The sequence below is a fragment of the Bradyrhizobium quebecense genome (assembly GCF_013373795.3).
GTDB lineage: Bacteria > Pseudomonadota > Alphaproteobacteria > Rhizobiales > Xanthobacteraceae > Bradyrhizobium > Bradyrhizobium quebecense.
Genome location: NZ_CP088022.1, coordinates 4680732 through 4704588, shown reverse-complemented (window position 1 = coordinate 4704588; position 23857 = coordinate 4680732). Strand labels below are relative to the sequence as shown.

The window sequence follows — 23857 nt, the reverse complement described above, 5'->3', positions numbered from 1 at the left end:
AGTCGATTCCGAAGGTGTACGGCTGCGCGCTAGCGCACCGGCTCGTTGATCTCGTCTTCGGTCGTGACCGCTTGCGACGGTCCGCTCGAACGCACCATCAGGAACGTTCCCGAGTACGCCGTGCCGCGGATGCTCCAGCGGCCGTCGATCTCGGTCGCGTCGGCATTGACCGCGCCTTCATAGTGCACCGTGTCATAGCCGTAGCCTCGCGGCTCGTAGCGCTTGACGAACGACACCGCGCTGCCGGAGCGCTGACCCGCCAGCGAGGCGTTATGCGAGGGGAGCGGACAGCCTTGCGCCATGCAAGGCTCGGTCACGCTGCCGCCGAGCGCGCCGCCGGCGTCGATCAGCGTCGCCAGGAACGTGACCATGCCGCCTGGCTGAACGTAGCTGCCGTCCCAGACGCCGGTGAGATTGTCGGCCATGCTGCTCGTCCGGTTACCGCTTGTTGAACTGCAACGATCGATGTGGTGCAGGCAGCGCCTCAACGCAAGTTGTGCCCGCGGACGAGCGGTTGCCTGATCAGGCAAAAGGGTCTGTAATCGACCCAAACAGATCAAGAAGAATTTGGGAGCGGACATGACGGGAGAGGCGAAAACCCATTACGAGGTGATCGTGGTCGGCGCCGGCGTCGCCGGCATCTACCAGATCAAGCGGCTCGCCGATCTCGGCATCGACGCAACCGTGCTGGAAGCCGCGCCCGATCTCGGCGGGACCTGGTACTGGAACCGCTATCCGGGCTGCCGCTTCGATTCCGAGAGCTACACCTACGGCTTCTCGTTCTCGCGCGAGCTGCTCGACGAGTGGCACTGGAAGGAGCGCTTCTCCGGCCAGCCCGAGAATCTGCGCTATCTGAACTACGTCGCCGACAAGTTCGACCTGCGCAGGCACATGCAGTTCAACTGCAAGGTCGAGGCCATGCAGCTCGACGAGACGCGCGACCTCTGGCAACTCAGGATCAGCGACGGCCGCGCGCTGACCTGCCGCTTCGTCGTGCTGGGGATCGGCCTGCTCTCGGCGCCGACCATGCCGCGCGTGCCTGGCATCGACGACTTCAAGGGCCGCTCGTTCCACACCTATTACTGGCCGCACGAGCCGGTCGATCTCACGGGCAAGAAGGTCGCCGTGATCGGCACCGGCGCGACCGGCATCCAGCTGATCGGCGAGATATCAGACAAGGTCGGCGAACTCACGGTGTTCCAGCGCCGGCCGAACTGGAGCGCGCCGCTCAACAACAGCGACATCTCCGACGAGGAGATGGCCGACATCCGCGCACGCTATGACGAGATCTTCGCCGCCTGCGCGCTGACGCCCGGCAGCTTCGTGCACGGTCCCGACAAGCGCGGCTTCTACGAGGTGAGCCGCGAGGAGCGGCTGGCACTGTGGGACAGGCTCTACGACGAGCCCGGCTTCGGCATTTGGCTCGCGAATTTCCGCGAGATCTTCATGGACGAGGCCGCGAATGCCGAACTGTCGGAATATATCGCGGACCGCATCCGCCGCCGTGTGAAGGATCCGAAGGTCGCCGAGAAGCTGATCCCCAGAGATCACGGCTTCGGCGTGCAGCGCCTGCCGCTGGAGACAAGCTATTTCGAGGCCTACAATCGCGACAATGTGCATCTCGTCGATCTCAGCGAGACGCCGCTGGTGCGCGTCACCGAGACTGGCCTGCGCACCACGGCGCGCGACTACGACTTCGACATCATCGTCTACGCCACCGGCTTCGATGCCATCACCGGCGCCTACGATTTGATCGACATCACCGGCATCGGCGGCGCGAAGCTCGCCGACAAATGGAAGCAGGCGCCATCGACCTTCCTCGGCATGATGGTCCACGGCTTCCCGAACCTCTTGATGCCGACCGGGCCGCAAAGCGCCTCTGCCTCGACGAACTTTCCGCGCGGCATCGAGAACGGCGTCAACTGGTGCACCAACCTCCTGCAATACATGTGGGACCGCGGCTACACGCGCGCCGACGCCACGCTGGAGGCGCAGCAGCGCTGGACCGCGCACGTCGCCAAGATGTACGAGATCATGCTGATGCGCAAAGCCAAGTCGTGGTTCACCGGCTACAACTCCAACGTCGCGGGGCATGAAGAGGGCACCGTGCGGTACTTCGTCTACAACGGCGGTACGCCGAAGTTTTTGGGGATCATCAACGGCGTGGCGGCGGGGGAATATGAGGAGATTGAGTTTCGGGCGGGAGCGGGTAGCACCGTGCAGGCGGCGGCCGCTGTTGGCCGGCCAGCTTAGCCCATTCATAATCGGCCGGCGCAACCCCGGCCTCCGCTGTGTAGTCGACTAAAACGGTCGTTAGGATGGGCGTTGCCAGATTTCGGCTGACGAACCCGCGAAGAATGACGCGGCGCCAGAGGGATGGCGCAACAATTTGACAGGTTCAACGATGGGTTGTTACGTAGAGCGATCACTACGATTGACCGCCAAATGATTGAGAATTTTAGGATGCCATTATGGCGCGCAAACCGATATCTGAGAAAAAGTCAGCTTCTCTTTCGATCTCTCAAGTTCAAGCCGCGATCCCGAAGGTTCGTCGGCGACTTCAGGAGTTGGTCGCTCTCGACCCAAATCAACTCGACAATGAAACGGGTGGCGATATCTTGGATAGTCATGTCCAGAAGATCAATGCGACTCTTCGCGACATCTATGGTGTGAATGCTGTCGAGTATGAGGAGTACTCAATAGAAACGTTCCGACCGGTTTTCGTGATCTACCATGGAGGAATGGATGCCTCGATCCGAGGTAACCTAGAAACCGTGAAGAGAAAGGTCAGTAGGGGTGTTACAACGCTGAAGACGTTGCTTGAGACTCTTGAAGAGCAGGCAGGAGGGGATGATGGCGACACGGCGTCTCGCACCCTTCGGGCGTACGCCGGTCTTGACCTGCACCCCGAAATAGCGCGCGCGTCTTCGTCGCTCTACCAAGATGGTCACTACGCAAATTCCGTAGAGGCGGCAGTCAAGGCGCTAAATGGATTGGTTCGGCTACGTAGTGGACTAGAGCAGGACGGAACGACTCTAATGGAGCGTGCTTTCAGTCCATCGAACCCGGTCCTGAGATTCAATGACCTTGTGGATCAATCTGACAAGGATGAACAGAAGGGGTTCATGTACATGTTTTCGGGCGCGGTTTCCGGGCTGCGCAATCCGAGAGCTCATGGCTTCATCCAAGATGATCCGGAGCGCGCTCTAGAGCAGATTCTGATCAGACACGGTCATAACCGGCTGCGGCGAAGAAGTTCAGGCACTCTTGGGCGGTGAAGGCGGTCAGGGCGGTGGCAATAGCGTTGTCCAAAGCCTCGATTGATCTGGCGGCGGCCTTTCGAAGTGCGGCTTTGAGCTTGGCGAAGGCCATTTCGATCGGATTGAGGTCGGGCGAATAAGGCGGCAAATAGAGGAGCTGGGCGCCCACGGCATCGATTGCGATGCCGACCTCGGCGCGCTTGTGTGCTGCGAGATTGTCCATCACCACGATGTCGCCGGGCCTGAGTGTCGGCACGAGGACTTGCGTCACGTAAGCCTCGAACGCCAGACCATCCATGGGACCGTCAAGGACCATCGGCGCAGTCATGCCGGTCGCTCTGAGCGCGCCGACGAAGGTCGTCGTCTTCCAATGACCATGCGGGAGCGCTGCGACACAGCGCTGGCCGTACGGCGAGCGGCCATAGCGCCGCGCCATCTTGGTCGAGGCTCCCGTCTCGTCGATAAACACCAACCGATGGATGCCGATCTCAGGCTGAGATGCCTTCCACGCCGCGCGTTCAGCGGCCACGTCCGGCCGATCCTGCTCGCTGGCGTGCGATGTTTTTTTTGAACGTGATGTTGCGGCGATCGAAGAATCGCCAGACCACGCTCGGCACGAAACGCTCGCCGTGGACTTTGAGGAGATGGTCAGCGATCTCGGCCAGCGTCATGTCAGGCGTAGCCTTGACCAGGGAGAGGATCTCCGCAGCATGACCCTCGATCCGAGCTGAACGTCTGTCTCCGCCCTGCGCTCCCGCCTCACAAGCGCCGGTGCTGCGCCATTCGTTGACCAGTTCGATCGCTGTCGATGGCGCTACGCCGAACCGGCCGGCGGCGCCCCGACAGCTCATGCCTTCCTCTTCCACAGCCCGAATAATGCGAAGGCGAAGGTCCGGCGAGAGCGGCTTAGCCATGGGGGCTGGCCTCCATCACCAGCCCTCAGGGTGAATCACGATTTGCCTCACAAGGGAATCTGGAGGGTTCTGTGAGGTCGCGCTCACGCGAGGGCGCGGCAGGCGCTTATGACGCGACCTCATTGAAGCCGGATTGAACGAAGGCGCGGGAGGCTATTCGCGGTTTTGCAGCTATGGGGATTGTTCGAGATCGCCATGCCCGATCTGCTGGCTCGGCGCGTGAGGCAGAGACACAGGAGTGCGCATCCTGGAAGAGTTGAGATCAGACGCGCTTCGCCTGAGATCGCGATAGGCCTTTTGCTGCATCGGACGGTTGTTGTCGCGCAGTGTGACAGCACGGATTCGACATCGTCCGCGATGATCGAGACGCTGGGAGCGAAATGACGAATGATGATCGTCGTGCACGACATGACTTGGCTCACGATGTGTCGCATCGGAACGGTGATGTTCGAGGGCTGGGGCGTCTGAAGCTATGTCGAAAGCGCTCAATGATGCGCATGACGCCACCACAATCGGGACAGGCAGGAACCTCGGCCCGGGTTTGAGCCTCCGAATCCACAGGCGACGGCTGGCCATCGTTTGGGGCTGTTCGCTCATGATCGAGAAGTTCGCGGCAAAGGGCGAGCTTGGCAGCGCGATGGCGGTTGGCCATGAAGCCGAAGTGGCGGATGCGGTGGAAGCCGTCAGGCAGCGTATGAAGCAGGAAACGGCGAATGAACTCATCGGGCTTGAGATTCATGATCTTTGTCGCGCTGTTTTGGCGATAGTCCTTCCATGAGAAGGCGACATGATCGTCGTCGAGTGCGACGAGCCGGCTGTTGGCGATCGCGACGCGATGGGTGTAGCGGCCGAGATAGGCCAGGACCTGTGCGGGTCCGCCGAAGGGCCGTTTGGCGTAAACAACCCAGTTGATGCGTCGCATGGCGTCGAGGTGGGCCGCAAAGGCAGCCGGCTCGGCCAGAGCTCCGAGATCGCCGAAGAAACGCAAGGCACCGGAGTTGAAGGCTGCCGACAGACGTTTGAGAAAAAGTGTGCGAAATAGTCTGGACAACGGTTTGACGGCCAGGAAGAAGTTCGGTCGGCAAGCGGTCCAGCGCGCGCCATCGGGCGAGAGGCCGCCACCCGGAACGACGCAATGGACGTGGGGATGATGCATCAGCGTCTGTCCCCAGGTGTGGAGGACGGCGACGCCGCCGATCGCACCGCCGAGCCGGCGTGGATTGGCGGCGAGCGTCGTCATCGCCTCGGCGGCAGCCTTGAACAGGATGGCATAGACGACGGCCTTGTTCTGGAAAGCGATCGCGGCGATCGGTGCGGGAAGTGTAAAGACGACGTGGAAATAGGGAACCGGAAGCAGGTCGGCTTGACGCGCGGCGAGCCACGCGGCTCGGGCTCTCCCCTGACACTTCGGACAGTGCCGATTGCGGCAGGAATTATAGGCAACGCGTGTCGTGCCGCAGTCGTCGCAAGCCTGCATGTGGCCGCCGAGCGCCTCGGTCCGGCACGCAACGATCGCGCTCATCACGCGCCGCTCGACCCGCCCCAGATGACCGGCATGTACACGGCGATAGGCGTCGCCATGCCGGCACAGAATATCGGCAATCTCGATGGCGGGCCTGTTGGAGCGGATGTCGGAGCGGGTCATGACCCGCATCCCGCTGCGGGTCATCCAGGTGGCGTCACCTCCAGCGACAGGCGATCGAGCGGGCTCTGCGTCGCTCGGATCGTATCGGTGGCGACCTGCGTGTAGCGCGCTGTCGACGACAAATTATTGTGCCCGAGCAAGACCTGGATGATCCGGATATCGGTTCCGTTCTCGAGAAGATGTGTCGCGAAGCTGTGGCGCAGCGTGTGCAGCGTGACGCGCTTGGTCAGGCCCGCAGCCTTCACCGCCGACCGGCAGGCGGCATGCAGCACGGTCTGATCGATCGGATGATCTTCGTCACGACCAGGGAACAGATAAAGCCGCGGCCGGGCGAGCCGCCAGTAGGTGCGCAGGATGCCCAGCAGCTGGGGCGACAGCATCACGTTGCGATCCTTCGCGCCCTTGCCGTGGCGCACCTGGATGACGCCGCGGGCGCTGTCGATGTCTTCGATCCGCAGTCCCGCAACCTCCGAGGCCCTGAGCCCGGCCGCATAGGCGGTGGTGAGCGCGGCGCGGCTCTTCAGGCTCGATACCGCTTCAAGAAACTGAACCACTTCGTCGGCGCTGAGAACGACCGGCAGCTTGCGCGGTTCTCGCGCATAGGGAATGCGCTCTGGGATGAGCGCCTCGCCGAGCGTGACGCCGTAGAAAAACCGTAGCGCACAGACGATCTGGTTCAGCGCCGGCCATGAGATGCCGGTCGAGACCAAATGCACCTGGAAGGCGCGGACGTCTTCCAGCTCTAACCGGTCAGGCGATCGGCCAAAATAGCGGCTGAACTTCGAAACCGCGCTGATGTAGGATCTTTGCGTCGCCGGCGACAGATTGCGGACGGTCATGTCTTCGATCATGCGGCGGCGAAGAGGGCTCAAATCGGCCATCTCGATACTCCTGTCTGAGGGGGTGGGCTCCAACACCCACATCCTCTCAGCCAGGAGGCGATCTATGCCACCTTGCCCCCTACGCCGCGGCAGCGGCTTAGTTCAATCCCTTCCGATTCCGCCAGGTCAGAAAATGCTCTAGAGTTCATTGCCTACGTCAGCCTCCTAGCTAGTAAGCGCGATTTTCTTCGCACGCCGGCGGTTTTGATGGATTGCCCTGGTATCGGGCGATACCGAGCCGTTCAGGCAGTGGCGGCTTTGTGGAAGTTGAAGGGCAGCAGGTCTGTAATATCGGCGTCGCCGGCGCGCTGAGGCAATTCGGTGAGGACGTGGCGCAACCACGCTAACGGCTCGACACGTGAGGCGCGGCAGGTCAGCATCAGGCTATAGACGACGGCACTGGCCTTGGCTCCGTCCACGGTATCGCTGAACAACCAACTCTTCCTGCCAGTTGCAAAAACCCTGATGTCGCGCTCCAGAAGATTGTTGTCAATCGGCATGCTGCCGTCCCCGGTGTAGCGCGTCAGATATTCCCATTGGTTTCGGGTGTAGGATACGGCGTCGCCGAGCTTGCTGTCAGGCAAGACCTTCGGGGCCATGTCATCGAGCCATACTTTGAGAGCATTGAGGATGGGGACACTATGTTGCTGGCGGAAGCGGCGAATGCAGTAGGCCTGTGTTTCACCCTTCTCCGGTATTCCGTCCCACGCCCGCCTTTCAACCCGGTAGAGCTGTTCAAAGAACCGCAGCGCTTGCTCGGGCGGACCGCCGCCCTTCTTCCTGGCTTTGAGGGCATCGACAAAGCGCCGCCGGGAGTGGGCCATGCATCCAATGTGGGTGGCCCCTTCCAGCGTGCGCCATGCGGTATAGCCGTCACTCATTACAATGCCACGGTAATCGCCGAGGAAGGCTTGCGGGTGGATTTGGCCGCGGCCCGGCTGATAATCCAGAAGAACGATCGGCTCGTGGCTGCCCTTGCCGCTGCGATAAGCCCACATGTACGATGTGCTGGTGGCCCGTTTGTCCTTCTCCTTGAGGACCTGAACCGTTGTCTCGTCGCCATGGATGAGAGGTTGTGATCTGAGCCGCAGCTTCAGGGCGTCGTAGATGCGATGCAGATGCTTCTCGCTCGAGCCAATCACCCAGTGGCCCAAAGCGCCGCGGCTGACAGGAACACCTGCACGTTCGAAGGCCTGCGCCAGGCGGTAGAGCGGCGTGCCATCGACATATTTGTGAACCAGCGCGAACGCCAGCGTCGAGGGCGTGGCAACGCTGCCCGGCAATGGTTGCGGCGGCATCGGCGCGGTCACGACAGGGGCGTGGATCCCGGTGCGATCGCAATGGCGGCACGCATATTTGAAGCGCACATTCTGTAAAACCTTCGCCTTCACCTCGATATGAAGTTGCTCGGTGACAGCCTCGCCCATGCGATGCATCTGGCCACGGCAGCAAGGACACGCCTTCTGATCGTCGGACAGGTCATACTCGACGCGCTCACGAGGTAGGTTCCCCGGCAGCGGCTTGCGGCCGCGCTTCTTTCCCATTGTGTTTTCGACGGGTGGCAAGCCCGTGTCCGGAAGTTCGGCGATATTGTTCGTTTCACTGCCGGCGTCCTCCTCATCGGAGGCCTGCTCGGCTTCATTGAAGAGACGATCAACATGCTTTTCGCTGCGCGGCGCAAAACGATGCAGGCGTGCCAGCGCCAGTTCTTCCTCGAGCTTGGCGACGCGGTCGGCGAGTTGATGGTTCTCCGCCTGCAGCGCAGCAATGCGTGCCAACAGCACTTCAACACTCGGATCGCCGGTTCGATTCATCGAATTCTTGAATCTGAACCGTACCGACGCGTCAACCGCTCAACTCGAGAGCTCAGCCGGCAACCTGATATTGCCGCACCGGATGGCGGACCATCGCATCGATATCGATGCCGTCAAGGATCCAGTGCAATTGCTCCGTCGTCAGCGTGACGATCGCCTCCTGGCGGCGCGGCCATCGGAACCTGTCTTCGGTCAGCCGCTTCAGGACCAGTACAAAGCCGGACCGATCGAAGAACAGAAGCTTCATCCGGTCGCAACGGCGATTGCAGAACGCAAAAACCGCCGGAGTGAATGGATCGAGCGCCATCGTCTCCTGGACCAGGACCGCAAGGCTGTTGATGCCAGCCCGGAAGTCGATCGGCTCACGGTGCAGATAGACCTGCAGGTCATCGCCCAGTCTAAACATCGCCCAGCGCTCCGATGATCGCCGTCAATGCATCCACATCGCCGCATTCCAGCGCGAGCTTCACGCCATTCGGCAGCGACACGCTCACTTTGGCCGGAGAACAAAAAGCTGGAGTCCCTTTGGGTTCCGAACCACGCACTTCATCGTAAGCCGGCAAATCAACCGTCGCCACGCTGTCTTTTCGCGACAGGTCCCGCTCGGACTTCCCCTCAAGCTGAACCGGGATGAACGCCGGGCGTGAGGACGGCGGCAGCGACCTGGTCGCGCTGTGCTTCTTGATCCACTTCCGAAGGAGGTTCGCGTTGACCCCATGTTCGAGTGCAAGCCTCGATACCGAAACCCCAGGCTCAAGGCAGGCCGCGACAAGACGCTCTTTCGATGCCGCCTCGTAGCGCCGGCGACCGTTCCGGCCGACAAGCCTGACCCGCAGTTTCTGATCATCGTCGCTCATCACAAGGTGTCCACCTATTTTGGTGGACACCTCATGCATCAGGACTCTCAAAAGCAAAAGGTGCGGAGAAATTCGCGCTTACCCTAGCTAAGCTCCTCGATGGAGCAAGGCGCTAGATGTGCCTCAAGGTTAGGATACCATTGAGGAGTGCACCCCTTGGCTGATGCCCCGGCGCTTGAACGCAAGCCCTTATCAACCCTTGTTGACCAGCGGCTCGCGCATTCGCGATATGATGCAGTCTATGCGGATTGGGTGAAGTCGATTGATCGACTGGATGAAGATCGCGATGGTGCCCTAACCGCGGCTCGCGCAATGCTGGAGACTTTGTGCAAGACTGCATTAAATGAGCTTGATGTGTCGTATGACGACACATGGGACTTGCCGAAGCTGTATTACGCTGTTGCGTCCAATCTAGGAATTTCGCCTACACAGCACACCGATTCGTTGTTCAAGTCGGTTTTTGGGGCTAGCCAAACCATCGTTGCTCGCGTGGGCGAAATGCGCAACAAGCTCGGCGATGCGCACGGCAAGGCAAACTTGAATCGTGCCGTGCCACGACATCACGCAGAACTTGCTGTGAATCTTGCGGGATCAATTTGCTGTTTTGTAATCTCCTGTTTGGAAAGTGCAGTTGCCGCAAAGAAGCTGCGAACCGCCAATGGCGATGTGATCCTGAAGTTCGAGGTTGCAACTGTGTGGCGTCTTGTCGATCACGCTAGAAATGCTCCAATCTCGATGCCGTGGTATGGGAGGACGCGGCCAAAGCGGGCACTCTGGCTTGTTGGCGATGCCGGAATATATTTGATGAGCAACGGTCAGCCGGCGATGGATCAAAAGGGAAATCTCATAAAAAAGAAGAAGAGCGTTGGCGTCCAAAGACTGGTGGCGCCAGCACTCGGCTGCGACCCCACATGCAATTCCTTTGAAGATTGGTGGCCACTGCACGGCGCGATCGACAATGGAAGCGACTTTTCTATCGCAATTGCGATCAAGGCGTTCGAGTCGATCTTACCCGCGTGCAAATCGCAAATCGTGATCATTTTGAATCCGAAGGAGTATAGGCTTCTCAGCGATGTGCAGCTTCTTAAGCTGTAGGCACAGAGCCGTCACCCATATCTTGAATTAGAGAGTGGCCGGGACTTACCCAGCCACTTCTCGCGGTCCATGGATGCCCGGGCCAAGCCCCGGGCATGACGAGCGACGAGGAAGAGCCCTCACAACACCCTGTTGCTCTCCTTCACCTTGTCCGCATCGAGATACAGGCTCTCGCCCATCTCCTTGAACTTGGCGCTCATCTGCGCCATGCCGTCCTCGATGGTGCCTGAGATCGACGCCCCGACGCCGGTCGAGTCGTTCAGCGTCGCGGCGTAGTCGCGGACGTCCTGGGTGATCTTCATCGAGCAGAATTTCGGGCCGCACATCGAGCAGAAATGCGCGACCTTGTGGGCTTCCTTCGGCAGGGTCTCGTCGTGGAAGTTCTTCGCGGTCTCGGGGTCGAGGCCGAGGTTGAACTGGTCCTGCCAGCGGAAGTCGAAGCGGGCGCGGCTCAATGCATCGTCGCGGAGCTGCGCGGCGGGGTGGCCCTTGGCGAGGTCAGAGGCGTGGGCGGCGATCTTGTAGGTGATGACGCCGACCTTGACGTCGTTGCGGTCGGGCAGGCCGAGATGCTCCTTCGGCGTGACGTAGCAGAGCATCGCGCAGCCGAACCAGCCGATCATCGCCGCACCGATGCCCGAGGTGATGTGGTCGTAGCCCGGCGCGATGTCCGTGGTCAGCGGCCCAAGCGTATAGAACGGCGCCTCGCCGCATTCCTTGAGCTGCTTGTCCATGTTGATCTTGATCTTGTGCATCGGCACGTGGCCGGGGCCCTCGATCATGACCTGGCAGCCCTTGTCCCACGCGATCTTGGTCAGCTCGCCAAGCGTCTCCAGTTCGGCGAACTGCGCGCGGTCGTTGGCGTCGGCGATCGAGCCGGGGCGCAGGCCGTCGCCGAGCGAGAACGAGACGTCATACTTGCGCATGAGGTCGCAGATCTCGTCGAAATGGGTGTAGAGGAAGCTCTCCTTGTGATGCGCGAGGCACCACTTCGCCATGATCGAGCCGCCGCGCGACACGATGCCGGTGACGCGGTTCGCGGTGAGGTGGATGTAGGACAGCCGCACGCCGGCGTGGATCGTGAAATAGTCGACGCCCTGCTCGCACTGCTCGATCAGGGTGTCCTTGTAGAGCTCCCAGGTCAGCTTGACCGGATCGCCGTCGCACTTCTCCAGCGCCTGGTAGATCGGCACCGTGCCGATCGGCACCGGCGAGTTGCGCAAAATCCATTCGCGGGTGGTGTGGATGTTGCGGCCGGTGGAAAGGTCCATCACGGTGTCGGCGCCCCAGCGGATCGCCCACACCATCTTGTCGACCTCTTCCTCGACCGACGAGGTCACCGCCGAGTTGCCGATATTGGCGTTGATCTTGGTCAGGAAATTGCGGCCGATGATCATCGGCTCGAGCTCGGCATGGTTGATGTTGCTGGGGATGATGGCCCGTCCCCGCGCGATCTCGCTGCGGACGAATTCCGGCGTGATGAAGGCCGGCACCGCGGCGCCGAAGCTCTCGCCATCGGCGAGGGCGGCTTCCGCGCGCTCGAGCTGCTGCTTGCGGCCGAGATTCTCGCGCTCGGCGACGTAGATCATCTCCTTGGTGATGATGCCGGCGCGGGCGAATTCGAGCTGCGTGATCTTGTGGCCGTCGAGGCCGCGCAAGGGCCTGTGATGCGCGGTGAAGGCCTTGGCGGCATGGGATGCGCCGACATTGCCGTTGTCCTCCGGCTTGATGTCGCGGCCCTGATATTCCTCGACGCCGCCGCGCTCCTTGACCCAGGCGAGGCGATTGCGCGGCAGGCCGCTGTTGACGTCGATCGTCACGGCCGGATCGGTGTAGGGGCCCGAGGTGTCGTAGACCGGCAGGTTCGGCTCGCCGGCGCCTTCCGACAGGATGATCTCGCGCAAGGGAACGCGGATGTCGGGTGCGGCCTCCGGCGTTGCAAAGATCTTGCGCGATGAGGGCAACGGGCCGGTGGTGACGGCGGGGAGCGTGGTGTCGGGGTTGGAGCGGATGTTCATGGGATCCTCCTTTAGTTCGTTGGCATCGCTGCGCGCGAGTTGAGTACCGCTGTCATCCCCGCGAAAGCGGGGATCCAGTATTCCAGAGGCCGCGGTGGGATACGGAGACGCCGCGGCGTACTGGATCGCCCGGTCAAGCCGGGCGATGACGGCAGAGTGTGTGGAGCGCGGGTTGTGGGCATCACGCGGCCTCCGCGTTGAGGCCGAGCCATTGCCGCACCCGCGCGTCGGGGTCGGCGTTCTGGGTGACGTCAGAGACAACGGCGATCGAATCGGCGCCGGCGGCGAAGATCTCGGCGGCGTGCTCGAACTTGATGCCGCCGATCGCGACCAGGGGGATCGCGCCGATGCGCTTCTTCCACTCGGTGATCTTCGGTATGCCCTGCGGCTCGAACCGCATCGACTTCAGCGTGGTGAAGAAGATCGGGCCGAGCGCGACGTAGTCGGGCTTGGCGGCGAGCGCGGTCGCGAGCTCGGAATCGTCATGGGTGGAGACGCCGAGCGTGAGTTTTGCCTTGCGGATTTCAGAGAGGTCAGCGTCGGCGAGGTCTTCCTGGCCGAGATGCAGATGCTCGGCGCCGGCGACGATCGCCGCGCGCCAATAGTCATTGACGACGAGTTTTGTGCCCGTGCCCTTCGTGACGGCGAGCGCGTCGCTGACGATCTGCAACGCCTCGGCATCGTCGAGCTCTTTGGCGCGCAGCTGGATGGTGCCGACGCCGAGCTTGGTCAGGCGTTCGACCCATTCGATGCTGTCGACGACGGGATAGAACGGATCAGGATACGGCATGCCAGAACGGGGTCCCAACGACAGGAGTGGAGGGGGAGGCGAAGTCGCGGGCTTCCATCAGCCCGGCTTCATAGGCGGTGCGGCCGGCCTCGACGCCGAGCCGGAAGCCATTGGCCATCGCGACCGGATCGGCGGCTTTCGCCACCGCGGTGTTGAGCAGCACGGCGTCGTAGCCGAGCTCGAGCGCTTCGGCGGCATGCGACGGCGCGCCGAGGCCAGCATCGACCACCAGCGTGATGTCGGGCAGGCGGTCGCGCAGCAGTTTCAGCGCGTCGCGGTTAGTGATGCCCTTGGCGCTGCCGATCGGCGCGGCCCACGGCATCACCACCTTGCAGCCAGCCTCGACCAGCCGCGAGGCGACCGAGAAATCCTCGGTGCAATAGGGGAACACCTCAAAACCGTCCTTGATCAGGATGGTGGCGGCCTCGACCAGGCCGACCACGTCGGGCTGCAGCGTGTCGTTGTCGGCGATCACCTCGAGCTTGATCCAGGGCGTGCCGAACAATTCGCGCGCGAGCTTTGCCGTCGTCACCGCCTCGCGCACGCTGCGGCAGCCGGCGGTGTTCGGCAGCACGGTGACGCCGAGTTCGCGGATCAGCGACCAGAACGCATCGCCGGTCTTGCCGCCCGCGGCTTCACGGCGGAGCGACACGGTGACGATGCTGGCGCCCGAGGCGCGGATCGCGTTCTGCATGATCGCAGGCGACGGATACAGCGCCGTGCCGATCAGCAGGCGTGACGGGAAGGATTTGCCGTAGAAGGTGACCATGTGTCTCCTCACACTATGCCGTCGTCCCGGCGAAAGCCGGGACCCATAACCACGACCGGGTGTTGTTGCGATGAACGTCTCCAAGTGTGCTTCACTGAAGGGCCGCGGCGTATGGGTCCCGGCTTTCGCCGGGACGACGTGGAGAGGGTTCGTGCACGCATCACATCACCCTCCCTGTCGCGGCGTAATGATCTCGATCTCGTCGCCGGCCTTGAGCGCGGTCTCGGCCCAGCGGCTCTTCGGCACCACGTCGTAGTTCAGCGCGATGGCGAAATGGGTGCCCTCGTAGTCGAGCTCGGCGAGCAGCGCGTCGACGCTGGAAGCCGCGATCTCCCGCTGCTCGCCGTTGACGATCACGCGCATTGCATCACCTCATTGTCGATTTCGCCGCGCGAAAGAAAGGCGAGCGTCAGCTCGGCCAGCGCGGGCGCGAGCAGGAAGCCGTGACGGTAGAGTCCGTTCACCGTGATGCGTTCCTGCTCGATGCTGATTTTGGGCAGATTGTCCGGAAACGCCGGGCGCAGGCCGGCGCCGAATTCGACGATGCGCGCCTCGCCGAAGGCCGGATGCACCACATAGGCGGCGCCTAACAGCTCCAGCGCCGAGCGCACGCTGACGCCGTTGTCCTCGGCCTCGATCGAGGTCGCACCCAGCATGAAGCGGCCGTCGCCGCGCGGGATCACGTAAAGCGGCCAGCGCGGATGGATCAGCCGCACTGGGCGCAACAATTCGACTTCCGCGGTCTCGATGACGATCATCTCGCCCTTGACGCCGCGCAGGCTCGGCTCGCGGTCGCGCGCGGCAAGACCGCGGCAGTCGATCACGAGGCCGTCGAGATCATCAGCCTCGGCGTCGCTGCCGAACTTGATGTCGCCGCCAGCCTTCGCGATGGCGGCATGCAGCCGCGGCAGCACGCGGCGCGGCTCGACATGGCCCTCGTCGGGATAGAACAGGCCGTCACGGAAGCGGCCTTCGAGCGACGGTTCCAGTTCGCGGACGCCTTCGGCATCGAGCCGGCGATAACCTGACGTGAGGCGGGCAAAGCGCTCGAAATCGGCGCGGTCGCGCGGATGCGCCACCACCAGCGAGCCGTTGAACGCCGTTTCCGGAAAATGCCGCCGCCACAGGTCGAGTGAACGAATGCCGAGCCGCGAGATCACAGGCTCGGAGGCCTCGGCCTCGCACCAGGGCGCCAGCATTCCGCCGGCCCAGTGGCTTGTGGATTGCGTCATCGCAGCGTCACTGCGCTCATGCAGGGTGACGGCACGTCCGGCCTCTGCGAGCAACAACGCATGCCAGGCGCCGGTTATGCCTGCGCCGATGATGGAGACGGGGGAATCCCCCCGCGGTTGTGACGTCTGATACATCCCTGTCCCTTCGCCGGCATGACCCGGATCAGGTTCAAAGGGTCACCGCGGTCCCGAACCAATCGCCATGATGGCGAAGTCCAAGCTTGCGGTATCTCAGCTCCTCCTTCGGAGCACCCCTCGGAACGCGCCTAATGTAGGCTGATGGGCGGATGTGTCAACTTGTATGCCAGGAGCGGCACCGCGGCGTGCGCAGAGCGCGCGTGCCCCGCACGCAGCACGGCGCGACAGCGGTGGGCTGCCGAGCCGGGCCCCATTCTTTCGGAACGGAGGTCCCGGCTCCGGGAGCAACGCTTGCGTTGCACCGCGCCTGGGGCACGCAAGCACCTATTTGGGAGCCTGTTCAGGCTTCGGCTCGGCGGTCTCGGCCGATATTTGCTCTTGCTTGGCGAGTTCCTTCGGTGGCGCACCCGCGCCGCCATGCATCGCCTCCTTGAGGTGACCGCCGCGCTGCCGCTTTGCGACATAGTAGTAGCCGCCCGCGAAATAACGCACGGCTCGGTCGAAATCCCCATTGGCGGCGCGATAGGCGCCCGCGAGGTATTTGACGCCGTATTTGAGGTTGGTCGCGGCGTCGCGCAGACCTTCGGCGGTACCGGTGTAGCCGACCCCGCGGGCGGTCGCGAGCTTGATCTGCATCATCCCGATGGCGCCGCCGCGCCCGATCAGCTGCGGATGGTACTTGCTCTCGCGCACGATGACGCGATGCACCAGCTCTTCCGGCACCAGGTTCGCCTGAGCCTCCGCCGCCACCATCGCCTCATATTGCGCCCGCGCACTGGCGCAGGACGCCAGCACCGCGGTGACGGCGGCAAGGCAGCTAAGGCTCTGAAGGGTCTTCATCTCGGATCGCCCGGGTGATCAAACGCGCTTCGGTTCTGCGGTCTCATTGGTACGGCGAGCGGGCAGGAATGTGGCAGAACCTTCGCATCAGCGAAACGTTCTGCGTCCGTGATCGCCCGGGTGCAGGTGAAGCGGACGACGCGGTTGCGAAGACAGATGCTTCAAATTGTTTGCTTCAATCCTCTCAGCCGAAAATTGTCTCCGATTGTCCTGGCCTCTTGTGCTGGCCTCCGATTTTCTCGGCCGCCTTTTTGCCGCACGCTGTCCACACCGGATTGTCGTGCAAACGACTCGATGAAGGTTTACACTGCACTCAACGACAGGCGCGCGTGTTGAGTCAGCGCGTCTGTCCGTTTCAGAGCACGCAAAAAAACAACATTCGGGAGATGCGCCATGGTCCGTCAGGACACCGGCTACATGCCTCGCGAAAATCCCTGCGCGCAATGCGGCAAGCCGATTGCCCGCCCCGATTGGGTGGAGCACAGCGAGGGGCGCACGTCGTTCCTGTGGAATTGCCGCGCCTGCAATTACCGCTTCGAGGCGATCGCGATCTACGACACAGCGCAGCTCACGCCGCTCGCCGCCTGATGCCTTGATTCTCGGTCAGCTTCGTTGCCGATCAGCTCCGGCTGATCAGGCCGCGGATTTCCGCGCCGATTGCAGCAGCTGCTGCCGCGCCGGCAGTTCGATCCGGACCACCAGCCCATGCGGCTTGCGATCGTGCAGCGACAGCGTACCGCCATGCGCGAGCACGATGGCGTTGGCGATCGACAGGCCAAGGCCAAAGCCTTCGGCCTCGTCCATGTTGCGCGCCTGGTCGCCGCGCACGAACGGCTCCAGCACGCTTGCCTTGTGCGCGTCCGAAATGCCGGGGCCGTCATCCTCGATGTCGATGACGAGGCGATCCGGCTTGACGTCGAGGCGAACGGCGACTTCGCCGCCGAAGCGCACGGCATTGTCGACCAGATTGGTGATGCTGCGATGCAGGTCGGCTGGCCGCGCGGTCGCCATCGCGTGCTGCGGACCCTCGTAACTGACCTTGTGTCCCATGTCGGCGAACTGGTCGGTGACGAGGTGCAGCGTGCTCGCGATGTCGACCAGCGTCATCTCCTCGAGCTTGCGGTCGTTGCGCAGGAACGACAGCACCGATTCCAGCATCGAGCGCATCTGGTCGAGGTCGCGCAGCATGCGGTGGCGATGGGTCTCGTCCTCGATGAATTCGGCGCGCAGCCGCATCCGCGTGATTGGCGTGCGCAGGTCGTGGCTGATGGCGGCCAGCATCTTGGTGCGGTCGTCGATCAATGCCGTGATGCGCTCGCGCATCCGGTTCAGCGCCTTGGCCAGCGAGCGGATCTCCTCGGGGCCGCGTTCGGGCAGCGGCGCGGCGGCGCCGTTCAGGCTGAAGGTCTCCGCAGCCTTGACGAAGGATGACAGCGGCGCCGTCAGCGCCCATGCCGCCCACAGGCCGAGCAGGGTGACGCTGATGACCGCGAACATTACCGTCATCATCCACGGCCCGCCCCAGAACGGCCGCATGTGCAGGTCCGGCATCAGGTTCGCGGCGAACATGGTGCCGTCGGGCAGGCGGATCGCGACACGGCGGATCTCGCCGTCACGCGGCGTGCTGCCCGCCTCGCGCGGCAGAGAGTAGACGTGATAGCCGGCGCCGAGCCGGCGCAGCGCGTGCAGGCTCGGCGGGTCGGTCTCGGTGAGCGTGCCGGTATCGGCCGGCAGGTCACCGATCGCAAGCTGCGGGAAGGCTCTGATGACGTCGGCCTGGAGCCGCGGCCGCTCTGATGCCGGCGCGTGCCCGAGCAGTTGCGCGGCGGCGGCGAGCTGGGTGTGCCAGCGATCGGACGGCTCCGGCCGGTCCGGGCGATGGATCAGGAAGGTGGCGGTGATGATCAGGTGCAGCGTGACGATCGAGACGACGACCAGCGCCGCCATCTGGGCGCCGATCCCCCGCAGACTCAGCACGCGTGGCAGCTTCATGGTCAGTTGCTCGTGGCGGCAACCGCCTCCACCCTCGGAGTGAACACATAGCCGCCGGACCGCACCGTCTTGATCATGGTGGCCTCCTGCGGATCGGGCTCGATCTTGCGTCTGATACGGCTGACCAGCACGTCGATCGAACGCTCGAACGAGCCGGCGCTGCGGCCCTGGGTCAGGTCGAGCAGGCTGTCGCGCGACAGCACGCGGCCGGGCCGTTCGCAGAAGGTGCGTAGCAGGTCGAACTCGGCGCTGGTCATGGCGACCCGTGCGCCTTCGGGGTTGCGTAGCTCGCGCAGACGGATGTCGATGCGCCAGCCGAGGAAGGTGAGCGTGGTCGCACCCTCGATCGCGCTGGCGTTGCGCGCGGCGGCCTGCCGGCGCAGCACCGCGTTGATGCGCGCCAGCAGCTCGCGCGGGTTGAACGGCTTGGCCAGGTAATCGTCGGCGCCCATCTCAAGGCCGAGGATGCGGTCGACGTCCTCGCCGCGCGCGGTCAGCATGATGATCGGCATCTGCGACTCCGCGCGCACCTTGCGGCACAGGCTGAGGCCGTCCTCACCGGGCAGCATGACGTCGAGCACCAGGAGATCCACGCGGTGATCGGTCATGGCCTTGGCCATTTCGCGGCCGTCGGATGCGGTCGTGACATGGCAGGAATTGGTGCGGAGATATTTTGCGATGAGAGACCGCGTTTCGCGGTCGTCCTCGACGACGAGGATATTGGGCGCAGCCTGGGTCATACCGACTCTTTTGTCCGTGATTCGGGGGAAGCGGCTCAGGAATTTTGTTTCAGTGCATTTCTGGAATCTTGCCCGGCATAACGAGTTAACAGGTTGGCGCTGTGGAGAAAAGTTATCGTTCTTTCATCAAGCCTAATCCGTTGATATACGGGCGGAAGTCTTCGATGCCGCACGTCGGTCGCGCAGCGCCACGGCGGTCCCAAAAAGGGGAAGAGCGGCTGCCATATCCGGCGCCGGAACCCGTTCCCCAGGCGACGCGTTATTTCTCTTTCAGGCCAGGAGGGTGAGATGGCTGTCGAGGTCAGGACAAGGCCGCATCAGCTCATTGCAAGCGATCGGGTCGAGGGCACGGCGGTGCGCCGCGCCAACGGCGACATGATCGGCCATATCGAGCGGCTGATGATCGACAAGATCTCGGGCAAGGTGTCGTACGCGGTGCTGAGCTTCGGTGGTTTCCTCGGGATCGGAACCAATCTGCTTCCGCTGCCGTGGGCCCGGCTGCACTACAATCCGAAGTTCGAGGCTTATGAGCTCGACATCGAAGACGACGAATTGAAGCGCGCGCCGTCGTTCCGCGCCGACAAGGATTTCGATTGGGGCGACCGCTCGCAGGAAGTCGAGCTGCATCGCTTCTACGGCGTGCCGCCCTATTGGGGTGGTTTCTGAGCGCAACACGTCGCGCTCGTTCAGCTTCCGTGGCGCGGGGCGCGCTGCGACATGCGCGTGCGGATGATTTTGGGCAAGCGCGGTTCGCCGGGACGACTTAGTGAGCCAAACATCGTCACATCAGGGACTGCGCGTCCGGCGCAGTCGTGAGGCTCAACCGCGGCTTACTTGAGAGATCACGATCGCTTTCGTCAAGGACCGCAACGCTCCATGCGTCGGAAAGTGCGCATGCTCGGGCTTGCCGCATCGTTCCGTGGCGTTCCCAAGCATTGGGGCGGCTTTTGAGCGCAGGTTCAATAGGAACGGTCGCGGACGTCACGGGTTTTCCCAGCATCGATTTTGCGAACTGAGGAGAGCGCAATTATGTTGGTCAAATCCGTCATCGCCGGCGTGGCCGGCTCCGCCCTGCTTGCAACCGTCGCGATTGCACAGACTCCCACCGACAAGGGCGACAAGATGTCACCTGCGGCGTCGACATCAACGTCGACCACGTCTGCCACTACCTCGTATCAAGGTAACTGGCGCGCGTCGAAGGTCGTCGGACTCAGCGTGTACAACGACAAGAACGAGAGCGTAGGCTCGATCAACGATCTCCTGATGGACAAGGGCGGCGCCATCAAGGCCGTCGTGATCGGCGTCGGCGGCTTCCTTGGCGTCGGCGAGCATCTGGTCGCCGTGCCGCTCGACAAGGTGAAGTTCGAAAGCGAGCCGGTCGCCTACACCGGCGCCTCGAACACCGGCAGCACGACCAAGTCGACGACCACCACCGGCGCGGCGCCTGCGGCGTCGAAGCCGAATCCGTGGTATCCGGATCACGCCGTCTTCAATGCGAGCAAGGACGAGCTGAAGGCGATGCCCGAGTTCAAGTACGCGACCGACTGACGCGGATCGTAACCACCACCTGTAAGCGACCAGCGCGCCCGGTACTGCCGGGCGTGCTTTTTTTGACTTGCGGATAAAGGCCCGGTCGAGAGTAGGGAAACGAGCAGGCAGGAAGCAGTTTTGGATATCGCGCCTGTGCACCTTTGGTAAGGTGAGGTCGGCGAGACGCCATTGCTATTATCAATCCTTGAATTGCGCTTAGGAACTCTTTCGTCAACTGGCTGAAGAACCCGATGAATGAAACCGATCGAGAGAGCGACAATCCCGCGGTAGCCCGGATTCGCGGCCGCTACCCGCAATACACGCGGCGCCGGTTGGAAGGCTTTGCCGAGCGGCTGCAACAGAAGATTCACGCCGACCGCGCGCCGGTCACCTCGCTCGAAATCGCCGGTCCCACTGAGCGGATCAGCGTTGCGGAAGCCCTCGAGCTCGATTACCGGCCGGTCGCGTTGGGCGAGACGCTGGGGCCGCTCTGGGCGACCTACTGGGTGCGGGTCGCGGCGGTCGTACCGGAAGCCTGGGCCGGCTCGCGCGTCGATCTCTATTGGGACAGCCGCTCGGAAGCGCTGCTTTGGCTCGACGGCCGCTCGTCGCAAGGCCTCAATCCCGGCCGTCACACCGCGCCGCTCGTTCAGTCGGCGCGCGGCGGAGAGACCGTCAACTGCCATGTAGAAATTGCCTGCAACGGCCTGTTCGGTGCGTTCTGGAACGACCCGCAAGCCTACGCGCTGGCGGCGTGCGAATTGCGCCGCTTCGACCCCGAGGCTTCCGGGTTCTATTTCGACTACGAGGTGCTTCGCCAGCTCGAGGCCGATCGGGATCCCACGATAAAGAGCAGGTCGTACGGAACTGTTGGCGAGACGGCGCAGCCGGCGCTTGATCGGACCTGGGCGGGACGCCTGCTGCACGATCTCAACCGCGTTTGCAACATCGCCGATCCCGACGATCGCGTGACCTGGCCGGCGGCGCGGGAGATCCTCACCACCTTGCTGGCGGCGCGCAACGGCACCATTGCCCACGAGATGTCGGCGATCGGCCACGCCCATCTCGACACCGCGTGGCTGTGGCCGCTGGCAGAAACCCGCCGCAAGGCGCAACGCAGCTTCTCCACGGCCGTCGCGCTGATGGACCGCTATCCCGATTTCAAGTTCGCCTGCTCGCAGGCCTATCAGTACGCTGTGATCGAGGAGAACGACCCCGACCTGTTCGCGCGAATCCGCGCCAAGGCCGCGGCCGGGCAGTGGATTCCAGTCGGCGGCAGCTGGATCGAACCGGACTGCAACCTGCCATGGGGCGAGTCGATCTGCCGGCAGTTCCTCTATGGCCAACGCTACTTCGAGCGCGTGTTTGGCGCGCGCTCCACCGTGTTCTGGAATCCCGACGTGTTCGGCTACGACGCCCAGTTGCCGCAACTGATGCAGTCGGCGGGGATGTCGCGCTTTCTCACCCAGAAGCTATCGTGGAACAAGTTCACTTCGCCACCGCATCACAGCTTCCATTGGCGTGGACTGGACGGCAGCACCGTGCTGGCACATTTCCCGCCGGCGGACACCTACAACGGATCGGTGCAGCTTGCCGAACTCCGCTATCACGCCTCCAATTACAAGGATGCCGATCGATCGCCCGAAGCGCTCTATCTGTTCGGATATGGCGACGGCGGTGGCGGCGCCGATGAGACGATGCTCGAGGCGTTGCAGCGGATGCAGGATCTGCAGGGCCTGCCGCGGATTCAAATCCGCACCGCCGACGAATTCTTCGACCGCCTGGCAAAGTCTGCGCAGAATCTGGCGACGATCGAGGGCGAGCTCTATCTCGAATATCATCGCGGCACCTACACCACGCAGTCCGAGACCAAGCGCCTCAACCGCGCCTGCGAGGCCGGCCTTCAGGCACTCGAATTCGTGGTCGCGGTCGCTGCCGCCTGGCAGCAATCGGCGCCGTCCGCGCAGGAGATCGAAGGCCTGTGGCGTACGCTGCTGGTCAACCAGTTCCACGACATCATCCCCGGCAGCAGCATTCGCGAGGTCTATGAGCGGGCGGAGGTCGAGCTGGCCGGGGTCGCCGAGGAAGCCAACCGCCGTTCGCAGACCGTGCTGGCCACACTGTGCGATTCCGGAGGTGCCGGCTGGACGCCGGTCAATACGCTGGGACGCGCGCGCACCGAGATCGTGTCCGATCCCGACGGGGTACTTCGCCATGTCGCCGCCGCGCCCTTTGCGGCGGGAGAAGCGATAGCGATCGACGACCGCGTCATTGTCGCCGCCGATGCGGACGGCTTCGTTCTGTCGAATGCGCAACTCACGGCACGTCTTGATCGCACCGGACTTGTCCGGTCGCTGCTGCATGTGGCGAGCGGCCGCGAGAGCTTCGCATCACCGGCAGCGCGCTTGCTGCTGCTCGATGACAGGCCGCTCGATTTCGAGGCTTGGGATATCGATCCATTCGCGCTGGAGACCGCGCGCGACGCGGGAGGGGAGGTGAGTTGCGAGGTGCTGTCGGATGGCGGGCTGCGCGGCGAAGTCCGTTTCGAGCGCGGGATCGGACGCGCGAGCCGGCTCTCCCAGGTGATCCGCCTCGATGCCGGCGCGGATCATCTCGCATTCGAGACAATCGTCGATTGGCAGGAGCGCAAGACGACGCTGAAGGTCATGTTCCCGGTGGCCTGTCACGCATCGAACGCGACCTATGAGACCATGTTCGGCGCGACCGAGCGGCCGACCCATGCCAACACCGATGCCGATGCGGCCAAGTACGAGGTGCCGGGCCATCGCTGGGCCGATCTCGCCGAGCCCGATTTCGGCGTGTCGTTGTTGAGCGATTGCCGTCATGGCTATTCGGCGTTTGGCAACCAGCTCGCGCTGACGCTGCTGCGCGGCTCCGAGTTGCCTGATCCACAGGCCGATATCGGACGTCACCGGATGCGCTACGCAATCTACCCCCATCAGGGTGATTGGCGCACGGCCGACACCGTCGGGCGCGCTTTGTGCTTTGAGCGTCCGATGCTCTGGGCCAAGGGGCAGCCGCGCGCGCCGCTGCGGCAGTCGTTCCTGACCACGGCGCCGGCCAACGTGATCGTCGATACGATCAAACCCGCCGAGGATGGCGAAGGTTGGGTGGTGCGGCTCTATGAGAGTGCGGGCGTTCGTGCCGCCGCGACGCTCGATTTCGGCGTCGACATGTCGTCGGTGTGGATGAGCAACACGTTGGAAGATCGCATCGCTGCCATTCCGACCGAAGCGCGGAGCTGCCGTTTGTCGCTGCGGCCGTTCCAGATCGTAACGCTGCGGGTTTTCCGGCAGTGACGCAGGCGCGCTCGGCGATGCC

Annotated in this window: 22 protein-coding genes and 1 riboswitch; of the genes, 7 read left to right on the top strand and 15 right to left on the bottom strand. The window is 63.1% G+C overall.

The genetic code is table 11. The features are described 5' to 3' along the window. Positions 1 to 29: 29 nt before the first annotated feature. Positions 30 to 425, bottom strand: coding sequence for a hypothetical protein (locus HU230_RS22785; RefSeq protein WP_176529761.1), 396 nt, complete (start codon positions 423 to 425; stop codon positions 30 to 32). 154 nt (positions 426 to 579) lie between these two features. On the opposite strand from HU230_RS22785, the gene HU230_RS22780 reads away from it, so the two are divergent. After that, positions 580 to 2253: a flavin-containing monooxygenase gene (locus tag HU230_RS22780; RefSeq protein WP_176529762.1), complete on the top strand. Its 1674-nt coding sequence runs from the start codon at positions 580 to 582 to the stop codon at positions 2251 to 2253. A 218-nt stretch (positions 2254 to 2471) separates the two neighbouring features. Next, entirely contained in the window at positions 2472 to 3278 is an 807-nt protein-coding gene (locus HU230_RS22775; RefSeq protein WP_176529763.1) for a TIGR02391 family protein, read from the top strand. Here HU230_RS22775 and HU230_RS22770 read toward each other — a convergent pair. The 6 genes from HU230_RS22770 to tnpA form a co-directional block, all read right to left on the bottom strand. Beyond that, positions 3223 to 4174, bottom strand: a protein-coding gene (locus HU230_RS22770) for an IS630 family transposase (protein WP_176528729.1) whose coding sequence is annotated in 2 segments (ribosomal slippage) — positions 3223 to 3835 and positions 3834 to 4174 — 954 coding nt in all. Because the reading frame shifts where the segments join, the coding sequence is not laid out codon by codon here. The genes HU230_RS22775 and HU230_RS22770 overlap by 56 nt on opposite strands. A gap of 418 nt (positions 4175 to 4592) precedes the next feature. Then, positions 4593 to 5819 carry an IS91 family transposase gene (locus HU230_RS22765; protein WP_176528572.1) on the bottom strand — a complete coding sequence of 409 codons (1227 nt, stop codon included), beginning with the start codon at positions 5817 to 5819 and terminating at the stop codon, positions 4593 to 4595. Positions 5820 to 5839: 20 nt separating this feature from the next. Beyond that, entirely contained in the window at positions 5840 to 6700 is an 861-nt protein-coding gene (locus tag HU230_RS22760) for a tyrosine-type recombinase/integrase (protein ID WP_029085027.1), read from the bottom strand. A 242-nt stretch (positions 6701 to 6942) separates the two neighbouring features. Next, positions 6943 to 8514: an IS66 family transposase gene (gene tnpC, locus HU230_RS22755; protein WP_166213725.1), complete on the bottom strand. Its 1572-nt coding sequence runs from the start codon at positions 8512 to 8514 to the stop codon at positions 6943 to 6945. 52 nt (positions 8515 to 8566) lie between these two features. Then, complete coding sequence (gene tnpB / locus HU230_RS22750) at positions 8567 to 8920, bottom strand: IS66 family insertion sequence element accessory protein TnpB (protein WP_166073804.1); 354 nt, start codon at positions 8918 to 8920, stop codon at positions 8567 to 8569. Beyond that, the gene (gene tnpA / locus HU230_RS22745; protein WP_166073826.1) at positions 8913 to 9371 is read right to left on the bottom strand and encodes an IS66-like element accessory protein TnpA; all 459 of its coding nucleotides are present in this window, start codon (positions 9369 to 9371) and stop codon (positions 8913 to 8915) included. The genes tnpB and tnpA overlap by 8 nt, the downstream gene beginning before the upstream one ends. A 156-nt stretch (positions 9372 to 9527) precedes the next feature. On the opposite strand from tnpA, the gene HU230_RS22740 reads away from it, so the two are divergent. After that, complete coding sequence (locus tag HU230_RS22740; RefSeq protein WP_176529764.1) at positions 9528 to 10466, top strand: abortive infection family protein; 939 nt, start codon at positions 9528 to 9530, stop codon at positions 10464 to 10466. A 119-nt stretch (positions 10467 to 10585) separates the two neighbouring features. Here the strand turns inward: HU230_RS22740 and thiC are convergent, their stop codons facing one another. The 6 genes from thiC to HU230_RS22710 all read right to left on the bottom strand — a co-directional run bounded on the left by thiC (position 10586) and on the right by HU230_RS22710 (position 16253). Further along, complete coding sequence (thiC, locus tag HU230_RS22735) at positions 10586 to 12484, bottom strand: phosphomethylpyrimidine synthase ThiC (RefSeq protein WP_176529765.1); 1899 nt, start codon at positions 12482 to 12484, stop codon at positions 10586 to 10588. 181 nt (positions 12485 to 12665) lie between these two features. Continuing rightward, positions 12666 to 13274, bottom strand: a complete 609-nt coding sequence (locus HU230_RS22730) for a thiamine phosphate synthase (RefSeq protein WP_176529766.1) — start codon at positions 13272 to 13274, stop codon at positions 12666 to 12668. Beyond that, complete coding sequence (locus HU230_RS22725; protein WP_176529767.1) at positions 13261 to 14043, bottom strand: thiazole synthase; 783 nt, start codon at positions 14041 to 14043, stop codon at positions 13261 to 13263. The genes HU230_RS22730 and HU230_RS22725 overlap by 14 nt, the downstream gene beginning before the upstream one ends. Positions 14044 to 14208: 165 nt before the next feature. Next, entirely contained in the window at positions 14209 to 14406 is a 198-nt protein-coding gene (thiS, locus tag HU230_RS22720; RefSeq protein WP_028332603.1) for a sulfur carrier protein ThiS, read from the bottom strand. Continuing rightward, entirely contained in the window at positions 14397 to 15410 is a 1014-nt protein-coding gene (locus HU230_RS22715) for an FAD-dependent oxidoreductase (RefSeq protein WP_176529768.1), read from the bottom strand. Before HU230_RS22715 ends, thiS begins: the two co-directional genes overlap by 10 nt. Next, a riboswitch (TPP riboswitch) is annotated at positions 15398 to 15541 on the bottom strand. (Overlaps the previous gene by 13 nt.) Before the next feature lie 196 nt (positions 15542 to 15737). Beyond that, positions 15738 to 16253, bottom strand: coding sequence for a lytic transglycosylase domain-containing protein (locus HU230_RS22710; protein WP_176529769.1), 516 nt, complete (start codon positions 16251 to 16253; stop codon positions 15738 to 15740). A gap of 393 nt (positions 16254 to 16646) precedes the next feature. Between HU230_RS22710 and HU230_RS22705 the strand changes: the two genes are divergently transcribed. Continuing rightward, positions 16647 to 16841: a hypothetical protein gene (locus HU230_RS22705; RefSeq protein ID WP_050403193.1), complete on the top strand. Its 195-nt coding sequence runs from the start codon at positions 16647 to 16649 to the stop codon at positions 16839 to 16841. Positions 16842 to 16886: 45 nt separating this feature from the next. On the opposite strand, the gene HU230_RS22700 is transcribed toward HU230_RS22705, so the two are convergent. Next, positions 16887 to 18245 (bottom strand): ATP-binding protein, encoded by a 1359-nt coding sequence (locus HU230_RS22700; protein WP_176529770.1) that lies wholly within the window; start codon positions 18243 to 18245, stop codon positions 16887 to 16889. Between the two features lie 2 nt (positions 18246 to 18247). Then, positions 18248 to 18985: a response regulator gene (locus tag HU230_RS22695; RefSeq protein WP_176529771.1), complete on the bottom strand. Its 738-nt coding sequence runs from the start codon at positions 18983 to 18985 to the stop codon at positions 18248 to 18250. 288 nt (positions 18986 to 19273) lie between these two features. Between HU230_RS22695 and HU230_RS22690 the strand changes: the two genes are divergently transcribed. From HU230_RS22690 to HU230_RS22680, 3 genes are all read left to right on the top strand, one after another. Further along, positions 19274 to 19651 (top strand): PRC-barrel domain-containing protein, encoded by a 378-nt coding sequence (locus HU230_RS22690; protein WP_176529772.1) that lies wholly within the window; start codon positions 19274 to 19276, stop codon positions 19649 to 19651. A gap of 363 nt (positions 19652 to 20014) precedes the next feature. Continuing rightward, entirely contained in the window at positions 20015 to 20533 is a 519-nt protein-coding gene (locus tag HU230_RS22685) for a PRC-barrel domain-containing protein (RefSeq protein ID WP_176529773.1), read from the top strand. Positions 20534 to 20766: 233 nt separating this feature from the next. Further along, a complete protein-coding gene (locus HU230_RS22680) occupies positions 20767 to 23835 on the top strand; it encodes an alpha-mannosidase (RefSeq protein ID WP_176529774.1) in 3069 nt (1022 codons plus the stop codon). Positions 23836 to 23857 lie beyond the last annotated feature (22 nt).

Coding starts and splice junctions, on each gene's coding strand:
- thiS (WP_028332603.1), bottom strand. CDS start 14,406: ATGCGCGTGATCGTCAACGGCGAGCAGCGGGAGATCGCGGCTTCCAGC.
- tnpA (WP_166073826.1), bottom strand. CDS start 9,371: ATGAGCGACGATGATCAGAAACTGCGGGTCAGGCTTGTCGGCCGGAAC.
- tnpB (WP_166073804.1), bottom strand. CDS start 8,920: ATGTTTAGACTGGGCGATGACCTGCAGGTCTATCTGCACCGTGAGCCG.
- HU230_RS22785 (WP_176529761.1), bottom strand. CDS start 425: ATGGCCGACAATCTCACCGGCGTCTGGGACGGCAGCTACGTTCAGCCA.
- HU230_RS22730 (WP_176529766.1), bottom strand. CDS start 13,274: ATGCCGTATCCTGATCCGTTCTATCCCGTCGTCGACAGCATCGAATGG.
- HU230_RS22710 (WP_176529769.1), bottom strand. CDS start 16,253: ATGAAGACCCTTCAGAGCCTTAGCTGCCTTGCCGCCGTCACCGCGGTG.
- HU230_RS22780 (WP_176529762.1), top strand. CDS start 580: ATGACGGGAGAGGCGAAAACCCATTACGAGGTGATCGTGGTCGGCGCC.
- HU230_RS22760 (WP_029085027.1), bottom strand. CDS start 6,700: ATGGCCGATTTGAGCCCTCTTCGCCGCCGCATGATCGAAGACATGACC.
- thiC (WP_176529765.1), bottom strand. CDS start 12,484: ATGAACATCCGCTCCAACCCCGACACCACGCTCCCCGCCGTCACCACC.
- tnpC (WP_166213725.1), bottom strand. CDS start 8,514: ATGAATCGAACCGGCGATCCGAGTGTTGAAGTGCTGTTGGCACGCATT.
- HU230_RS22700 (WP_176529770.1), bottom strand. CDS start 18,245: ATGAAGCTGCCACGCGTGCTGAGTCTGCGGGGGATCGGCGCCCAGATG.
- HU230_RS22765 (WP_176528572.1), bottom strand. CDS start 5,819: ATGACCCGCTCCGACATCCGCTCCAACAGGCCCGCCATCGAGATTGCC.
- HU230_RS22695 (WP_176529771.1), bottom strand. CDS start 18,985: ATGACCCAGGCTGCGCCCAATATCCTCGTCGTCGAGGACGACCGCGAA.
- HU230_RS22680 (WP_176529774.1), top strand. CDS start 20,767: ATGAATGAAACCGATCGAGAGAGCGACAATCCCGCGGTAGCCCGGATT.
- HU230_RS22725 (WP_176529767.1), bottom strand. CDS start 14,043: ATGGTCACCTTCTACGGCAAATCCTTCCCGTCACGCCTGCTGATCGGC.
- HU230_RS22685 (WP_176529773.1), top strand. CDS start 20,015: ATGTTGGTCAAATCCGTCATCGCCGGCGTGGCCGGCTCCGCCCTGCTT.
- HU230_RS22715 (WP_176529768.1), bottom strand. CDS start 15,410: ATGTATCAGACGTCACAACCGCGGGGGGATTCCCCCGTCTCCATCATC.
- HU230_RS22690 (WP_176529772.1), top strand. CDS start 19,274: ATGGCTGTCGAGGTCAGGACAAGGCCGCATCAGCTCATTGCAAGCGAT.
- HU230_RS22775 (WP_176529763.1), top strand. CDS start 2,472: ATGGCGCGCAAACCGATATCTGAGAAAAAGTCAGCTTCTCTTTCGATC.
- HU230_RS22705 (WP_050403193.1), top strand. CDS start 16,647: ATGGTCCGTCAGGACACCGGCTACATGCCTCGCGAAAATCCCTGCGCG.